The organism is [Micrococcus luteus] ATCC 49442, from assembly GCF_010367585.1.
Taxonomy (GTDB): domain Bacteria; phylum Actinomycetota; class Actinomycetes; order Actinomycetales; family Micrococcaceae; genus Arthrobacter; species Arthrobacter luteus_A.
In genome coordinates this window covers 3,508,395-3,524,775 of the sequence record NZ_JAAAXP010000001.1, presented here as the reverse complement: position 1 = coordinate 3,524,775, position 16,381 = coordinate 3,508,395, and the positions used below count along the sequence as shown (strand labels likewise).

Annotated in this window: 15 protein-coding genes; 6 read left to right on the top strand and 9 right to left on the bottom strand. The window is 67.4% G+C overall.

Translation table 11 applies throughout. The features are described from left to right. The first annotated feature begins 49 nt into the window (after nucleotides 1-49). The gene (locus GUV69_RS16050) at nucleotides 50-1,291 is read left to right on the top strand and encodes a multidrug effflux MFS transporter (protein ID WP_164204211.1); all 1,242 of its coding nucleotides are present in this window, start codon (nucleotides 50-52) and stop codon (nucleotides 1,289-1,291) included. Between the two features lie 5 nt (nucleotides 1,292-1,296). On the opposite strand, the gene GUV69_RS16045 is transcribed toward GUV69_RS16050, so the two are convergent. Genes GUV69_RS16045 through GUV69_RS16010 form a run of 8 tightly spaced genes read right to left on the bottom strand, consistent with a single transcriptional unit; the run spans nucleotide 1,297 to nucleotide 8,919 of the window. After that, a complete protein-coding gene (locus GUV69_RS16045) occupies nucleotides 1,297-1,434 on the bottom strand; it encodes a hypothetical protein (RefSeq protein ID WP_164204209.1) in 138 nt (45 codons plus the stop codon). Further along, nucleotides 1,431-2,804: an NtaA/DmoA family FMN-dependent monooxygenase gene (locus GUV69_RS16040; RefSeq protein WP_164204207.1), complete on the bottom strand. Its 1,374-nt coding sequence runs from the start codon at nucleotides 2,802-2,804 to the stop codon at nucleotides 1,431-1,433. The genes GUV69_RS16045 and GUV69_RS16040 overlap by 4 nt, the downstream gene beginning before the upstream one ends. 10 nt (nucleotides 2,805-2,814) lie before the next feature. After that, nucleotides 2,815-3,942, bottom strand: a complete 1,128-nt coding sequence (locus GUV69_RS16035; RefSeq protein WP_164204204.1) for an LLM class flavin-dependent oxidoreductase — start codon at nucleotides 3,940-3,942, stop codon at nucleotides 2,815-2,817. Continuing rightward, nucleotides 3,939-4,760, bottom strand: coding sequence for a DUF1684 domain-containing protein (locus GUV69_RS16030; protein WP_164204202.1), 822 nt, complete (start codon nucleotides 4,758-4,760; stop codon nucleotides 3,939-3,941). Before GUV69_RS16030 ends, GUV69_RS16035 begins: the two co-directional genes overlap by 4 nt. After that, a complete protein-coding gene (locus tag GUV69_RS16025) occupies nucleotides 4,744-5,892 on the bottom strand; it encodes an LLM class flavin-dependent oxidoreductase (protein ID WP_164204200.1) in 1,149 nt (382 codons plus the stop codon). Before GUV69_RS16025 ends, GUV69_RS16030 begins: the two co-directional genes overlap by 17 nt. Continuing rightward, nucleotides 5,889-6,938 carry a transporter substrate-binding domain-containing protein gene (locus tag GUV69_RS16020; RefSeq protein WP_164204198.1) on the bottom strand — a complete coding sequence of 350 codons (1,050 nt, stop codon included), beginning with the start codon at nucleotides 6,936-6,938 and terminating at the stop codon, nucleotides 5,889-5,891. Before GUV69_RS16020 ends, GUV69_RS16025 begins: the two co-directional genes overlap by 4 nt. A gap of 11 nt (nucleotides 6,939-6,949) precedes the next feature. After that, entirely contained in the window at nucleotides 6,950-7,807 is an 858-nt protein-coding gene (locus tag GUV69_RS16015; protein ID WP_280113760.1) for an amino acid ABC transporter ATP-binding protein, read from the bottom strand. After that, the gene (locus tag GUV69_RS16010) at nucleotides 7,804-8,919 is read right to left on the bottom strand and encodes an amino acid ABC transporter permease (protein WP_244292748.1); all 1,116 of its coding nucleotides are present in this window, start codon (nucleotides 8,917-8,919) and stop codon (nucleotides 7,804-7,806) included. Before GUV69_RS16010 ends, GUV69_RS16015 begins: the two co-directional genes overlap by 4 nt. Before the next feature lie 288 nt (nucleotides 8,920-9,207). On the opposite strand from GUV69_RS16010, the gene GUV69_RS16005 reads away from it, so the two are divergent. Together GUV69_RS16005 and GUV69_RS16000 are read left to right on the top strand one after the other, a co-directional pair. Then, entirely contained in the window at nucleotides 9,208-11,223 is a 2,016-nt protein-coding gene (locus GUV69_RS16005; protein WP_164204196.1) for an FAD/NAD(P)-binding protein, read from the top strand. Between the two features lie 123 nt (nucleotides 11,224-11,346). Continuing rightward, entirely contained in the window at nucleotides 11,347-11,823 is a 477-nt protein-coding gene (locus tag GUV69_RS16000; RefSeq protein ID WP_431197132.1) for a GNAT family N-acetyltransferase, read from the top strand. Here GUV69_RS16000 and GUV69_RS15995 read toward each other — a convergent pair. Next, on the bottom strand, nucleotides 11,809-12,507 hold the full coding sequence (locus tag GUV69_RS15995; RefSeq protein ID WP_164204192.1) for a maleylpyruvate isomerase family mycothiol-dependent enzyme: 699 nt from the start codon (nucleotides 12,505-12,507) through the stop codon (nucleotides 11,809-11,811). The two genes, GUV69_RS16000 and GUV69_RS15995, sit on opposite strands and share 15 nt — an antisense overlap. A 284-nt stretch (nucleotides 12,508-12,791) precedes the next feature. On the opposite strand from GUV69_RS15995, the gene GUV69_RS15990 reads away from it, so the two are divergent. The 3 genes from GUV69_RS15990 to GUV69_RS15980 all read left to right on the top strand — a co-directional run bounded on the left by GUV69_RS15990 (nucleotide 12,792) and on the right by GUV69_RS15980 (nucleotide 16,364). Further along, on the top strand, nucleotides 12,792-14,177 hold the full coding sequence (locus GUV69_RS15990; protein WP_164204190.1) for an MFS transporter: 1,386 nt from the start codon (nucleotides 12,792-12,794) through the stop codon (nucleotides 14,175-14,177). Between the two features lie 127 nt (nucleotides 14,178-14,304). Beyond that, nucleotides 14,305-15,264, top strand: a complete 960-nt coding sequence (locus tag GUV69_RS15985) for a LysR substrate-binding domain-containing protein (protein WP_164204188.1) — start codon at nucleotides 14,305-14,307, stop codon at nucleotides 15,262-15,264. Then, a complete protein-coding gene (locus tag GUV69_RS15980; RefSeq protein WP_164204186.1) occupies nucleotides 15,261-16,364 on the top strand; it encodes a mandelate racemase/muconate lactonizing enzyme family protein in 1,104 nt (367 codons plus the stop codon). The genes GUV69_RS15985 and GUV69_RS15980 overlap by 4 nt, the downstream gene beginning before the upstream one ends. Nucleotides 16,365-16,381: the final 17 nt, after the last annotated feature.

The window sequence follows — 16,381 nt, the reverse complement described above, 5'->3', positions numbered from 1 at the left end:
ATATGTCAACATAATGAAGCCGTCGAACGAGAGTGAACCGATCCATCACATGACCACGTCTACAAAAGCATCAGCATCCCTGATGACCATGCTGGCACTGCTCAGCGCCCTGGGCCCCTTTGCCATCGACATGTACCTGCCCGCCTTCCCGAAAATGATGGCGGACCTGAACACCAGCGCAGCCAGTATCCAACTGACGCTCACCACCTTTATGCTCGGCATGGCAGTCGGCCAGCTGGTCATCGGCCCGCTGTCGGACCAGTTCGGGAGGCGCAAGCCGTTGCTGATCGGCGCCTTCGTCTGCCTGGCTGCGAGTGTGCTCTGCGCCGTGGCACCGAACATCGAAACCCTGATTGGGATGCGCTTCCTCCAGGGGTTCGCCGGAGCGGCAGGCGTGGTCCTGGCCCGCGCCATCGTTTCTGATTCAGCCCGCGGTGTGCACGCCGCCAAGCAATTCGGCATCCTGATGGCCGTGGGCGGCATCGCTCCGGTCCTCTCGCCGCTGGCCGGCGGCGGTGTCATCGGCTTCGCCGGATGGCGCGGTGTGTTCTGGGCCCTGGCTGTCCTGAACCTGCTGATGGTGATCGGTTCCATCATCATCGTGAAGGAAAGCCTGCCGCGGGAACACCGCAGCAAGGGCGGCGTGAAGGAGCTGTTCGCCAGCACCGGACGCGTGCTGGGCAACCGGCGCTACCTTGGCTTCACGTTCGCGTTCGCCTTCGCCATGGCGGCCATGTTCGGCTACATCTCAGCCTCGCCCTTTGTCTACCAAAATATCCTGGGGCTGAACCCCACCGCGTTCTCGCTGCTCTTCGCGCTGAACGCGCTGGGCATCACCGTCACCAGCATCGTTGGCGTCAGGCTGGTCGGTACGCTGGGTCCGCTTCGCATGACATACATCGGCGTTTCCGGCCTGGTGGTCTTCAGCGCCGGCCTCCTCGCCGTCGTCACGGCAGGGAACACCCCGCTGTTCCCGACCCTGGTGCTGCTCTTCCTGGCGATCTCCTCACTGGGTTTCATCTTCGGCAACGCCGCAGCCCTGGCGACGGACCAGGTCAAGAAGTACGCGGGCACCGGATCCGCAATGATGGGCGCGCTCCAGTTCACGCTGGCCGCCATCGCCTCGCCGCTGGTGGGCCTCGCCGGCGAAGAGAGCGCCGTGCCGATGGCCATCGTGATGCTCGTGGCAGGCATCATCGCCCTGCTGAGCCTGCTGGCGCTCACCCGCGGCGGCCCGGCCCTGCCGGCCGCCGGGCAGGCGGAACGGCACCTGGAAACTGCTGCCCGCTGACCCCGCTACAGCAACAGCTCCCACACCGTCAGCTGCAGCCTGACAATACCGCGGGTGCCGGCGTCGTCGGCGGAACGGTCGACGGCGTCACCCGCCCCGCCGCCGTCGGCCGCCCTTCTCCCCAAAGCAGCCACGTGCATCACGCCCGGACCGTCTCCGCGGCCTCATCCGCAGTACGCGCCGGAATCTCCAGGCCCAGGTTCTCCCGAAGCGTGGCGCCCGCGTACTCCGTCGGGTACACACCCCGCTCCTGGAGTTCCGGGACAAGGTGGTTCACGATATCGTCCAGGCCGGTGGGAACCAGCCACGGCGAAATGTTGAAGCCGTCCACAGCGCCTACGCGGGCGTACTCGGCCAACTGGTCGGCAACCGCCGTGTACGAACCCGTGAACGTCGCATCAATGCGGGCCGTTTTGGATGTGACGAACTGGCGGATGGACAGGCCCTTGTCCTTGGCCTCAGCCCGCCACTGGTCTGCCAGCTGCCGCGCCTTGGCGCCGTGGAAGCCGCTGCCGCGGGTCTCGGACGTTTCTTCCACCACGGGATCGATCTCCGGCAGCGGGCCGTCCGGATCGTAGTCGGACAGCTCGCGGCCCCAGAACTGTTCCAGGTAAGCCACTGCCTGCTGCGGGCCGATCTGCAGGCTGCGCACCCATTCCTTCTTCGCGGCCGCCTCTTCGGCAGTCGGGGCCAGGATGAACTCGCTGGCCGGCATGATCTGCACGGCGTTGGCTCCCCGGCCGGCGGCCAGCGAACGTTCAACAAGGTCCTTGCGGAACTCCACGGCGGCCTCGAACTTGGGGTGTGCCGAGAAGATGACGTCCGCCTGGCGGGCGGCAAAGTCCCGGCCCGCCGGGGAGTCGCCGGCCTGGAAGAGCACCGGCCTGTACTGCGCACTTCTCGGCAGCCGCGGGGTGACGTCCACGGTGTAGTGCTGACCTTCATGAAGCACCCGGCGGGCGGGACCTGCCCCGGTCTCCCAGGAATCCCAGATCCGCTTGGCGGTCTCCACGAAGGCCTCGGCGTGCTTGTAGCGGTCGGCATGGTCCAGGTAGCCCCCGCGGCGGAAGTTCGCGCCGGTCCAGGCGTTGTCCGTGGTCACGATGTTCCACGCGGCCCGGCCGCCGGAGATCAGGTCCAGGGACGAGAGGCGGTGGGCCAGGTCCGCGGGGTGGTTATAGGTGGTGTTCTGCGTGGCCACGAGCCCGATGTTTTTGGTCACCGATGCCAGTGCTGCCAGCATGGTCTGGGCGTCCGGCCTTCCCACCACGTCCAGCGCATGCGGCCGGCCCAGGTGCTCGCGCAGGCGCAGGCCCTCGCCCAGGAAGAAAGCTGCGAACAGCCCGCGCTCGGCGGTCTGAGCCAGGCGGCGGAACGATTCGAAATCGGTCTGCGAGCCGGATTCGGCCGCCTTCCATATGGTGCCGGAGTTGACGCCCTGGAAGAAGATGCCGAACTGGATCCTGCCCGACGGCGTGAAGACCGAGGATTTAGCACGGTTGTGCTGTGTCATGGTTTGCCCCTTAGTTTCCGGCGGCAACGGCCGCGGCTGAGTGTGCGTAGCGGCTGGCCGGGCGGGTGAGGCCCAGCAGGTCACGGAAGGTTCCGTCCTGGACCGGCGCCCGCAGGGCGCCGGTCCGCCGAAGCTCCGGCAGGACCAGGCGGGAAAGTTCGTCCAGCTCCAGGGCGAGCGACGCCGGGTGGAGACGGACGCCGTCGGCCTCCGACAGCAGCTCCGCCAGGAGGTCAGTCAGTCCGGCCGCAGTGCCTGCGTAACGCGCGCGGCCACTTTCGGAACCATCAGAACCGGAGCCCGCCAACCGACCAGCGGCCGCCCGCTCAGCGGCAGCCTGCCCGCGGGAGTCCAGGACGACGTCGAGTTCGGCGATGACCGCCACGGACCCGCCCAGCCGTACGCGGACATCGCGCACCTCGGCGGCGAGCAATTCAGGTGTCGGCGCGCTGACAAGCACGCCGTCCACGGCGTCAGCGGGAACCTGCCCTTCGCCCACCAGGGACGCGGCGGCAATCACCGGAAGCTGACCCTGCAGCGGCCGGGGAATGATGGACGGACCCTTGACCGAGTAGCCGGCGCCGGCAAACCCGGCCGGCGTTTCAAAGTCCGCATAGTGGAGCTTGTCCACGTCGATGTACCGCCCGGTGGCAACATCGCGGATCACGGCGTCGTCCTCCCAGGAGTCCCACAGCCGGCGGGACACCTCGATGGATGCCGCGGCTTCCTGGCTGAGGGCCCCACCCGTGGCGCTGGTGCGTCCGACGGCGGCGGCCGCCTGGGGAGACTCTGCTGCGGTGGCAATCCACCCGGCCCGGCCGCCGGAGACGTAGTCGAGGCTCGCGAGCTGGGTGGAGACGTGGAACGGCTCGGTGTAGACGGTGTCCAGTTCCGGGACCAGGGCAATCGTGCGGGTCACCGGGCCGGCGAAGGCGGCACGCTGCAGCGCGTTGGCCCGGCCGGGAGCGGGCGCGTCAGCAAAAGTGGCTACGTGGAATCCGGCGGACTCCGCGGCAAGCACGGCACGGGAAATGTCCACGCCCTCCCGGCCGGCGCCGTCGAGCTCGATGGCGAGGAATCCCGCCCGGCGTGTTTTAGCGGCGTGTGGTTCTACTGCGGATGATTCAGAGGTGCTCACAGCTGGTCCTGCCGTTCGTAGGGAATCTTCTCGCCGGCCGCGATGGCCACCGGCAGCCGGTTTTCCGCCGGCGGCAGCGGGCAGGTGGCGAGGCCGGTGTAGGCGCAGGGCAGGTTCACGGCCCTGTTGAAATCAAGCTGCACAGACCCGTCCGCGGCCGGAACCACCGAGAGTGAGCGGTTGGCTGCGTACGTGGTCGTGCCGGAGGTCTGATCGGTAAACAGCACCGACAGCGAGCCCGGGGCTTGGCCGTTGAACGCCGTCAGCGCCAGCTCCTGGCCGGCCAGCTTGAAGCGGATTTCGCCCGGCGCTTCGTAGACATGCTGAATGCCCTCGACGGCGGCACCCACCGTGGTGGGCCGCGGCACCTCGAACGGCACGTACGTTCCACGGACGGCGAACGCCGCATCCGGCGAATAGGCCGGCGTCCCCTGGTAGTCACGCAGCAGCCCGTTCTCCGGATTCCGCGGCCGCACAATGTACTCGCCGCCGCGCTTGGCCACCTCAATGACCGTCTCGCCGGCCACCAGGTTGATGCCGCCGCGCTCCTCGATGGAGCCCAGCGTCACCGCGCCGTTCAGCTCCTGCCCGTCCCGCTGCAGGCTTTCGCCCGCCTCGAGGACCACACGGACGACGTCGTCCTCCACACTCCAGGTGCCGGGGGCACCTTCCAGCCGGGCGGGTTCGCTGCCCAGCCAGTGCAGGTGGGTTACGGCAAGGAAGCCGTGCGGGTGTGCGCGGTGGCGCTCGTGCGCCGCGTGCCATTCCTGCCAGTCGGCGTCGAAGGATTCCTGGGCTGTTTCAGTGGACAAGGGCATTCTCACTCCTGCTGCTTAGATGGCTGCTTGAAAGGCTGTTTGCATGGCTGGCGGCGGATTCGGGGCGGCTGCCGTAAGGATCCCCGGCCTCCCACAAAGTGGTGGGCGCTGCTGCCCGGACGGCGGGAATGACGTCCAGGGCGAACCGTTCCAGGATGTCCAGCTGCTGCTCGAAGGGCAGCGTGGTGGGCAGGGAGATGGACTGCAGGTCGTGTCCGTAGAGCCCGTGGTAGCTGAGGATCTTGTCGATGACCTGTTCGGGGCTGCCCACCAGGGCGGGGCCTTCTGCCACGGCGTGCTGGATGTCGCGGAACGGCGAATTGTTCCCGGGCACGTTGCGGTTGGCCGTCAGGGCCTCGTAGACCGGGCCGTACTGGCGGATGGCCTCCTGGGTGGTGTCCGCGATAAACACACCGCCGGCACCGCTGCCCGAACCCAGGAACTGCAGCTTGGGATCATGGCCGTGGCGCTCATACTCCTCGCGGTAATGCTCGATCAGGACCTTGTAGTTTTCGCGCGGCTGGATGGCGTTCGCGGTAAACAGCGGGTCGCCCCACTGGGCAGCAAGCGCGGCCGATGTCAGCGTTGTAGCCGACCCGTGCCAAATCCGGGGCGGACCAGCGAAGGGCCTGGGCGTGGTGGTGGTTGGCTCGGTCAGCGGCGCGCGGAACCGGCCGGACCAGGTCACGCCCTCCTCGCGCCAGAGCCGCCGCAGCAGTCCGTACTTCTCGGCCAGAAGGTCCCACTGGTCATCCAGGTCCAGGCCAAAGAGCGGGTACTGGAGGACTTCGTTGCCCTTGCCGATCACCAGTTCCAGCCGGCCACGGCTGAGCTGGTCGATGGTGGCATAGTCCTCGGCCACCCGGACGGGATCCAGCACAGCCAGCACCGTGACGCCGCTCTGCAGCCGGATCCTGTCCGTGACGGCGGCGATGGCCGCCAGGACCGTGCTGGGCGAGGAGGAAATGAACTCGCCCGCATGGCGTTCCCCTACCGAGAAGCTGTCAAAGCCAAGCTCTTCGGCTCGGAGGGCCGTTTCCACCACCTGGTTGAGCCGGTCCGCGGTGGACACGATCTCTCCCGTCAGCGGATTCTTCAGGTGCGGGATGATGTCCAGGACCTGGAACTTCATTTTGCCGCCCCGGTCCGGGTTGCGCTGGCCTGGGCCGCGGCGAAGGTTTCCTCCGTGATGGTCTTGGATTCCGGCAGGGCTTCCTCGGTCAGTCCCCAGCGTTCCAGGACCTTGGCGTAGGACCCGTCCTTGATGGCTGAGTTCAGCGCGTCCCCGAGGACAGGCGCGAGGCCGTTGCCGCGAAGCGTCGTGGCGGCCACCAGCGTTTCGGAGGGCCAGCCGGCGTTGACCTTGCCCACGACCTTCAGGTCATCGCGGGTGTTTTCCCGGTACACGGTGGAGGGATACGGGGCGATGTTGAGATCGGTCCGGCCGGAGGAGAGAGCCAGGATGGTGTCCGCGTCGGAGGAGTAGTACTGCAGCGTCGCGGGAGCCTTGCCCTTCTCTTCCAGTTCCTTGTTCCACGCCAGCAGGATCTTCTCCTGGTTCGTTCCGGAGCCTACAGAGACCTTCAGCCCGGAGATGTCATCCGCGCCCTTGATGTCATAGGTTGCTGACTTTTTGGCCTCGAAGCCCATGTACGCCGCGCGGTAGGTGGCGAAGTCGAACAGCTTCACGCGGTCCTTGTTGACGCCCACGTTGGAGAACACCGCTTCGAAATCGCCGGACTGGGTCTTCAGCGGCCAGTTCTCCCACGAGGTGATCTGGACGTCCAGTTCCAGCCCCAGCTTGTCCGCCACCAGCTGGGCCAGGTCCAGCTCCACACCGATCGGCGTTTTGTCGTCGGTGGCGTGGAAGGACAGCGGGATGGAACCGGCCGTGGTGGCCACGGTCAGCTTGCCGTCCTTGCCGATCAGCTCCGGGACCTTGGCGGCTAGCGCCGCATCCTTCTCTGCCCGGATGCGCTGCTGGTCAGGGGCGGTGTTGTAGACCACGCCGTTGCGTGCCGCCGTCGTCTGCGCGCCTCCGGTGGCGGACCCGGCAGCCGTTGCGCCGGGATCAGCGCAGCCGGCGAGCGCCGCAGTTCCAAGCAGCACAACGGCGGGCAGGGCCGCCAGGGTGCGCACGTGGCCGTTGCGGCGGGTGGTGTGGGTGAAGAAAGCCATGGGATGTTCCTTTAGATGTTGAAAGCCGGTTCGAGCACTTTGGAGAAGAAGCTCCGGGTGCGTGGTTCCTGGGGGTTGGTGAAGAGTTCCTGGGGGCTGCCCTGTTCCACGATCCGGCCCTCGTCCATAAACACCACGGTGTCCGCCACGTCGCGGGCGAACCCCATCTCGTGGGTGACGATGATCAGGGTGGTGCCGGACTTAGCCAGTTCGCGGATCACGTCCAGCACTTCGTTGACCAGTTCCGGGTCAAGGGCGGAGGTGGGCTCGTCGAACAGCAGTATCTTGGGATCCAGGGCAAGCGCCCGGGCGATCGCGACGCGCTGCTGCTGGCCGCCGGAGAGCTGGCGGGGGTAGGCGCCGGCCCGGTCCTTCAGGCCCACCCTGTCCAGCAGTTCCAGTCCGCGGCGCCGCGCTTCCTCCTTGGAACGGCCCTGCGACACAACGGGCGCCTCCACCACGTTTTCCAGCGCGGTGAGGTGCGGAAACAGGTTGAAGTTCTGGAACACCATGCCGATTTCGGTGCGCTGCTTCAGGACGTCCCGCTCGCGCAGCTCGTGCAGCCGCTTGCCCCGGACCTCGTAGCCCACCAGCTTCCCGTCGATGGCGATGTGCCCGCCGTCCACCTTTTCAAGGTGGTTGATGGTGCGCAGCAGGGTGGACTTGCCGGAGCCGGACGGACCCACGATCACGGCCACTCCCCCGGGCTCGACCGTCAGGGTGATGCCCTTCAGGACTTCGGTGGCGCCGAACGACTTCCGGACCTTGGTGATTTCCACCAGGCCGCGGGTGGCTGCCGGGGAGGCGGATTCAGCGCTGCCGGCGGCCGTGGCCGTTCCGGACGTGGCGTGTGCGACGGCGGTGCTCATCGGGGGCTCCTTGCTCGGCTGGGTGCCGCGGCGTGGGTGGCGAAGAATTTCCGGGCTTTCTGCAGCGGCGTCAGCGGCAGGCTCCGCAGTGCACCCTTGGAGTAGTGCCGCTCAATGTAGTACTGGAAAACGCTTAGGACGGAGGTGATCACCACGTACCAGAGCGTGGCCACGAGCAGCAGCGGCAGCACCTGCTGGGTCCGGTTATAGATGACCTGGACGGTGTAGAAGAGCTCCGAATAGGCCAGGACGTAAACAATCGAGGTGCCCTTGACCAGGCCGATGATCTCGTTGAAGGCCGTGGGCAGAATGGCGCGCATGGCCTGCGGCAGGACGATCCGGGTGGAGCGTCGCCAGGCCGGGATGCCCAGCGCGGCGGCTGCCTCAAGCTGCCCCTGGTCCACGGAGAGGATCCCGCCGCGGATGATCTCCGCCGAGTAGGCGGCCTGGTTCAGGGTCAGGCCGAGCACTGCCGCCGCGAACTGGCTGATCAGGGTGGTGGTCTGCACCTCGAAGAAGCGGACGTCCGTGAACGGGACACCCAGGCTGATTTTCTCGTACAGGTAGCCAAGGTTGTACCAAAGAAGCATCTGGACCAGGAGCGGCGTGGAGCGGAAGATCCAGGAGAACGTCCACGAGACGGAGACCAGGAGCGGTGACGCGGACAGCCGCATCAGCGCCAGGATGAAGCCCAGCACAAACCCCAGCAGGCCGGAAATGGCCGTCAGCTTCAGGGTTTCCAGGAGCCCGTTGACCACGGACTGGGCGGTGAACCACTGCGCCACCACTCCCCACTCCCAGCGCGGGTTGGTGGCCAGCGACCACGCTATCCCGGCCACACCGAGGGCCACCACTGCTGTTCCCGCCCACCGCCAGGGATGCTTTGAAGCCACCAGCGGGTACCCCGAGTAGTCGGTGGCGGGCCCGCGTCCCGGGTTGGTGCCGGACGGGCCGGACGGGCCTCGACCCGACGCTCCTGCCCCGGCAGGCGACGGTCCGGCAGCCGGCCGGGCCTGGGCGGACAGCGACTGTTCCGGCTGTGCTTGTGCTGCCTCTGGCTCGGTCCGTGCTGACTCTGCCGGCCGGGCCACGTTGGTTGCTGCTGAACTCATGCGCCACCTCGTTTCGTCTGTCGGGGGCGTCCGCGGAGGGATGCCCGGAAAGGATGCCGGAGCGGGAAGCTCCGGCGTGCTGGCTGCAAATCTAGGGCCGCCGGGAAAGGGGCAGCAAGGCGCCTGGTTGCATTACTTCACCGGGCTACATGCGGCGTCATGAGTCGGTTTCTTGCGCCGTTTGACGTGCTGTGACGCGGAGTTAACGGGCGTGACCAGGCCCTCGACCGACGTCGGACGCGCTGCCTAGCATGGGCACTCAACCGCCGTCCGGAACCAGGAGCCCCCATGCCAGCGCACGCACCCTCCGTTGTTTTTGTCGGCGGCGGTCCGCGGACGGCAGGAGTGCTGGAGCGGCTTGCCGCCAACCGGGCGCTGTTCCCGGGACCGCTGGATATCCATGTGGTGGAACCCTACGAGCCCGGCTCCGGCCGCATCTGGCGGTACGACCAGCACCCGGGCCTGATGCTGAACTCGGCGGCCGCGGACGTCACCATGTTCACCGACTCCTCCGTTGCCTGCGAGGGCCCCGCCGCCGACGGGCCGGGACTCGCCGAGTGGGCGGCCGGCGTGCTGGACGGGTCCATCACGGACGTCCCGGACTTTCCCCTGGCCCTGCGCGAGCAGCTTCGCACGCTCACCGGCGCCACGTTCCCCACCCGCCAGCTGAACAGCCAGTACCTGGAGTGGTTCTTCCGCCGGGCCGTTGCGAAGCTCGGCGGCACCGTCACGGTCCACCGCTCCACCGCGGTGGCGGTGGAGCCTGCGCCCCGCCGCGCCCCCGAAGACGGTCCGCACCTGGACGCGCACGACGACGGTTCGCACGTCGTGCGGTTGGCCAACGGCGGGACGCTGCACGCCGACGTCGTGGTGAACGCCTTGGGCCACACAGACTCGCGGCCCGATGCCGCGTCCGCTTCCTGGTCCGGCTTTGCCGCCCGGCACGGCGGTTTCCATGTGCCACCCAGCTACACCACCGACGTCGACTATTCACCCCTGGCACCCGGCCAGGACGTGATTGTCGCCGGCATGGGCCTGGCGTTTGTGGACCTGCTGGTCCTGCTGATGGAGGGGCGCGGCGGCCGGTTCGAGGAAACCGCCGGCGGCGGCCTGAGGTATCTGGCGTCCGGCCGCGAACCGCGGCTGTGGGCCGGATCAAGGCGCGGCGTGCCGTACCACTCCAAAATCTCCGCCTCCCTGCAGGGTGAGGCGCCCGGCGCGCTGCGCTTCTTCACCTCCGACGCGGTGGACGCCCTGCTGGACAGCCATGCCGAGCTGGATTTCCGGGAGCACCTGTGGCCACTCATCGCCAAGGAGGCCGGGTACGGGTATTACCGGGAACTGTTCACCGGCAGCCCGGAGCGGGTCCGCACGGGCTGGCCGGAGTTTTCCGCGCGTTTTGCCGGACTGGACTGGGACAGCCCCGCACGGGAGGAACTGGTGGCCTCGGCCGTTCCGGACCCTGCCCTTCGCCTTGACCTCGACGCCCTGGACCGGCCCTTCGCCCGGAGGCAGTTCGGCGGATCCGCCGACGTCCAGGAGGCAGTGGCCCGCTACATTGACGAGGATCTGGCGCTGCGCGACAGCCCGGACCATCCCGAGACGATGGCCCTTTTTGTGGCGCTCCTGAAGGTGTACATGGACCTTGGCCGGCTTGTCCCGGCCGAGCGGCTCAACGCCAGGTCCCAGCAGACGGTCCACGGCTGGTGGCACGGATTCTTCAGCTTTGTGGACTCCGGGCCGCCGCCGCGCCGGCTGCGCGAGATGCTGGCACTGCACCGGGCCGGACTGCTTCGCTTCCTGGGTCCCGGGCTGAGCGTGACGGCCGACGAGTCCACCGGGGAGTTTGTGGCCGGGTCGGCGCAGACCGGCTTCGTTGTCCGGGCCAAGGCCTTCATCGAGGCCCGGCTGCCTTCAACGTCCGTGGTCCGCTCACTCAACCCGATGCTGGCCGCGCTGCACTCCGCCGGGCTGGGTACCGAGCAGCAATTGCTCACCGCGGACGGCATCCATTCAACCGGAAAACTGCTCGTCTCTGACCGGCACGCGCTCCTGGACGGGCAGGGCCGGCCGGCAGGCCGCCTCTTCGCCGTGGGCCCGGGAACGTCGGGCTGGGGCGCCGGCGCCTTTGCCCGGCCGGGGACAAACGCGGCCCCGTTCCGCGAAAATGACGCCCTCGCCCGGACAGTGCTGGGCGTTGCCGCGTCGCTGGTCTCGAGACGCCCGACGTCCAGGCGCCCAACGTCCACCCACTCCCCCGGACAGGACGCACCTGCCCAACCTGCCGCCGTCGGAAGGCCCTGAAGGATGAATGCAACAACCCGTTTTCCTGCCGGACCGGACGTGCCGGAGCATGCTTCAGCGGATCCGGCCGGCACCCTGCGGCCGCCGCTGAATCCTGCGGCGCTGACAGTCCTGAACCTGCCCATGCACGATCCGCGCGTCCGCCCCCTCCTGGACGAGCTGGCCGTGGAATACGATTCCCGGTACGGCGACCGGTTTGGGCGCGGCGCCGCCGCCGAGGAGCTCAACCGCTACCCGGCGTCGGAATTCGAAGGGCCGGGCGGTGCGCTGCTGGTGATCCAGGAGGACGGCGCGTCCGTGGCGGGCGGTGCGTTCCGCCACTATGACGCGGACACCGCGGAGTTCAAGCGGATCTGGACACACTCGGCGCACCGCCGGCGCGGACTGGCCCGCCTGGTGCTGGCGGAACTGGAATCGCTGGCAGCGCGGCGCGGCTACCGGCGCGTGTATCTCACCACCGGTCCCCGGCAGCCCGAAGCCAGGCACCTGTACCTCACCACGGGATATGAGGCACAGTTCGACCTTGACCGGGACCCTGAACTAATCGGGTCCCTCGCATTTACCAAGGACCTGCGGGGGTGTGCCTCACCAGGCCGGTAGCACCGGCACGGGCCCTTCAATGTCGACATGTTCAGCGTCGCCGCGCGCCAGCCACTGGAGCAGGCCCTCGCGGTCGGACACAACGCGCACTCCGCCGTCGCCGATGACCCATTCGTCACGCTCTTCGGTCACCAGCGTCATCCCGGGAGCGCCTTTGGCGCGCAGGGACCGCACTACGGCTTCGAGGGCGTTCAGCAGCGAATCCGGATCCGCCTCCTCGATGGTCCAGGCGGTGTCGAGGTCATGGTGATGCATCACCACCTCGGCAATCCGGAGCGCCACGATGGACGTGGCAGGGACTGCCTTGCCGTTTACCTGCAGTTCCGTGGCTGCGAGTTCCCCGCTGAGCCGCTGTGCCTGTTCGGCAAAATTACGGGCGGACTCCCGCACTTCCCCGATGAGCTCCTGCCGCGGCAGTGCCGCCAAGGCTGCGATCTCCGCGGCGCGGGCCTCGCCTGAGGCGTACAGGGGACGCTCCTCGCCGGAGGTTGCCCAGTCGATGAGGTTTACCAGCGCCCGGCCGCTGGATGCGACGTGGGCAATGACCTCGGCGCGGGTCCATCCCTCGCACAGCGAGGGAACGGTCAGCTCGTCGTCGGCAAGGGACTCAACGGTGGCAAAAAACATGTCCGATTCCCGGCCGAGGCGGGACAGGTCCGAGTAAAGGCGCGCAGGGTTGATCATTTTGCCAGCCTACCCACGGGCCGGTTGACAAACCACCGTTCCGGCCCCGCCTTCCATATCCAGATCGTCTGGACTGATACGGACAGCGCACCCGGGGCACTGACTCCCCAAAACCGTCCGTTTGAGACCGGCAGCCTATGAATACCCCCCGGGCGGAAAGCCGGGGAATCCCCTCATATGGCTTGGGTCACACTCCTGTCAGGCTGAAAGCAATCAGAGGACGGCCCCGCCGGACACTTCCGGCGCCGCCGGCTTCCCCTTCAGTCAGAGAGGACTCGGAGACCATGTCACAACCGCATGCCGTACTAGCCGAAAACCCACAAAAGGAGGCACGCACTGCCAACTGGGTGGCCTTCATCATCTGCACAGCCCTCCTGTTCGACGGCTACGACCTCGTCATTTACGGCACGGTCCTGCCAGGGTTGCTCGCGGACGCAGGCCAGATCGGAGCGTTTGATGCAGTCACCGCCGGCCTCCTGGGATCCTGGGCGCTCATCGGGGTACTCGTCGGCTCCCTGGTGTGCGGGGCTATCGGTGACTTTTTCGGCCGTCGCCGGCTGATGCTCCTGGGCATCGCCTGGTTCTCCGTCGGCATGTTCGCCACGGCCTTTGCCACCAGCGTCCCTGCCTTTGGTGCCCTGCGGTTTGCGACCGGGCTCGGGCTGGGCATAGTCATCGCCAGCGCCGGCGCCACCATGGCCGAATTCGCGCCAGCGGGAAGGCGGCAGTTCTACAACGCCATTGTGTATTCGGGCATCCCGGCAGGCGGTGTCCTTGCCTCCGTCCTGGGCATTCTTTTCCTCGACAGCATCGGCTGGCGCGGGCTCTTCATCATCGGCTCGCTGCCGCTGGTCATCCTCCTGCCCATCGCCTGGCGCAAACTCCCGGAGTCACCGCGGTGGCTGCTGTCCCGTGGCCGCGAACAGGAGGCCCTGGCCGCCGCACAGCGCACCGGCGTCCCGCTGATCGAAGAGCGGGTCATCCTGCAGGCTGGCGCCGCGCCGCTGAAATCAGGCTTTGCAGCCGTGTTTTCCCGCCAGTTCGCTGTGGCGGCCGTCCTGCTGGGCCTGATGTCCTTCTGCGGCCTTCTGCTGACGTACGGGCTCAACACGTGGCTGCCCAAAATCATGGAGGGCTACGGTTACGGGCGGACGTACTCCCTGTTCTTCCCGCTGGCACTGAACCTCGGCGCGGTGGCGGGCGGGTTGCTCGCATCCCGGCTGGCGGACAAGAGCGGCCCCCAGCGGGTCATCGCGGCCACGTTCGCGCTGGCCACCATTTCCCTGGCACTCATGACCTTCAGCTTTCCGTTGCCGCTGCTTTTTGCCTTCATCGCCCTCGCCGGCGTGGGCACACTGGGAACCCAGGTGCTGATCTACGGCTTCCAGTCCAACTACTTCACCACCAATGCCCGGGCCGCGGGTGTGGCCTGGTGCGCAAGCGTGGGGCGGCTCGGCGGGGTGCTCGGTCCGATCATCGGCGGGTGGCTGGCCGCCGCAGGCATCGGCGGATCCACAGCCTTCTACATCTACGGGGCCGTGGCCCTGGTCGGCGCCCTGGTCACTGTCCTGGTGCCCCGCCAGCGCAAGCTGGAAGAGGCCGGGCACCAGGTGGAGGAGCTCGTCGAAGGCCGGACAGAGGACAGCATTCCGGCGGTGCAGCTGAAGTAGGTGCTTTGGCATGGCCGGCTGAGCAACATTACGTCTGCAAAATATCCTAGTGGGGCTTATTATGGTTATTCTTTGAATAAATCGTAGAACGGCATCGGGGCCGGTGAGCGGAAGGACGGGACCACCTTTGGACATCCGCCAGCTGAACTATTTCATCGCAGTCGCCGAGGAGCGGCACTTCGGCCGTGCCGCCAAGCGCCTGCATATGGCCCAGCCACCCCTCTCACAGCAGATCCGGCAGCTGGAAGATCAGCTGGGCGTCAAGCTGCTCAACCGGACCACCCGCAGGGTTGACCTCACAGCGGCAGGCCAGCTCCTGCTGGACCGCGGGCGGCAGATCGTCAACGACGTCGCCACCCTCCAGGCCGATGTCTACCAGGTGGGGCGGGGCGCAACCGGGGTCCTGCGGGTGGGCTTCTCAGGGTCGGCAACGTACGGCGTGATGCCCCGGATCGCCCGGCTTGCGAAACAGGTCCTGCCGGGCCTGTCCCTTGCCCTGCACGGCGAAATGCTCACACCTTCCATGGAAGAGGGGCTGCGGGACGGCACCCTGGACGCAGCACTGCTCCGGCCCCCCGTCGCTTCGCAGGACATCGACTACAGGACTGTGACCCGGGAGCCGCTGGTTGTCGCCCTTCCCTCGTTCAGCGCCCTGGCCGTGGACCGGCCGGTGGCGATGCACGAGCTGCAGGACCAGGATTTCATCGCCTACGGACCCGAGTCCGTGCTCTACCGCACCACCGCGGACCTGTGCCGCCAGGCGGGCTTCCAGCCGCGCATCACCCAGATGGTCGGGGAAACCTCGACCATGCTGGCGTTCGTAGCCGCAGGCGGCGGGGTGGCGGTCATGCCGTCCAGCGTGCAGGCGTTCCAGCTTGAAGGCGTGGCCTACCGGGAGATTGAAAACGTCCCCGAAGTGGAGCTCGCTGTCGCCTGGCTGCGCGGACATCATTCAGCATTGCTGCACAACTTCCTGGAAGTCGTGGCGACCGCAACCGCGGGAGCCGCGGCGCCTGCCCCGGCCCCCGGCCCTGCGCCGGTTCCCACGGATGAGTTTCCTACAGATGAAAGGCTTACCCACGCATGAAGATCGCAGCCATTGAGGCGATTCCGTACTCGATCCCTTACCTTCATCCGCTGCACTTCGCGTCCGGGTCCGTGCACGAGGCGGACCACGTGCTGATCAGGCTTCGCACGGACGACGGCGTGGTGGGCATCGCTGACACCCCGCCGCGCCCGTACACCTACGGTGAGACGCAAAAGTCGATCGTTGCGGTGGTGGAGGACATTTTTGCCCCGCAGCTGATCGGCGTCGACATCTTCGACCGCGAAAAGGTCCAGGCCATCCTGTACCGCACGGTGCACAACCAGACCGCCAAGGGCGCAGTGGACATCGCGCTCTGGGACGTCATCGGCAAGACGCTCGGTCAGCCCGTGACAAAACTGCTGGGCGGGTACACGGACTCGCTGCGCGTCTCCCACATGCTCGGCTTCAAGCCGGCCGAGGAATTGCTGGCTTTGGCCCTGGAGTTCCGCGGGACGTACGGCATCAACACGTTCAAACTCAAGACCGGCCGGCGCCCCCTCCACCTCGACGTCGAGGCCGCCCGGGTACTGCGCGAAGGCCTGGGCGAAGACGCCGAGCTCTATATGGATGCCAACCGCGGCTGGTCCGCCAACGAGGCGGCCGAAGTACTTCGCCGCACGGCGGATCTGGGCCTGCAGTTCCTCGAGGAGCCCGACGACGCCCGCGAGGTCCTGGGCCGCCGCCGCCTGGTGGCCAGCTCCCCCATTCCCATCGCCGCAGATGAATCCGCCCCGAACCTCGGTGAAGCCGCACGGGAAATCCTCACCGGCGGCGCCAACCTCCTGGCGGTAAAGACGGCCCGGTCCGGCTTTACGGAGGCCGCCAAAATCGTCGGGATGGCCGAGGGCATGGGCATCGACGTCTACATCGGCAACCAGATCGACACGCAGGTCGGGACGGCCGCCTCGGTGACCTTCGGCGCAGCCTTCGCCCACACGGCCAAACGTGCAGCGGAACTTTCCAACTACCTGGACATGGCCGACGACCTGCTGGCTGAGCCTTTGGCCATCACCGGCGGACGCATCCGTGTCCCTGAGGGCCCCGGTGTGGGTACCGCCGTTGACGAAGACAAGCTCTCCCTCTACCGCACCGACAAATAGCAACCGCTTTACCGAAG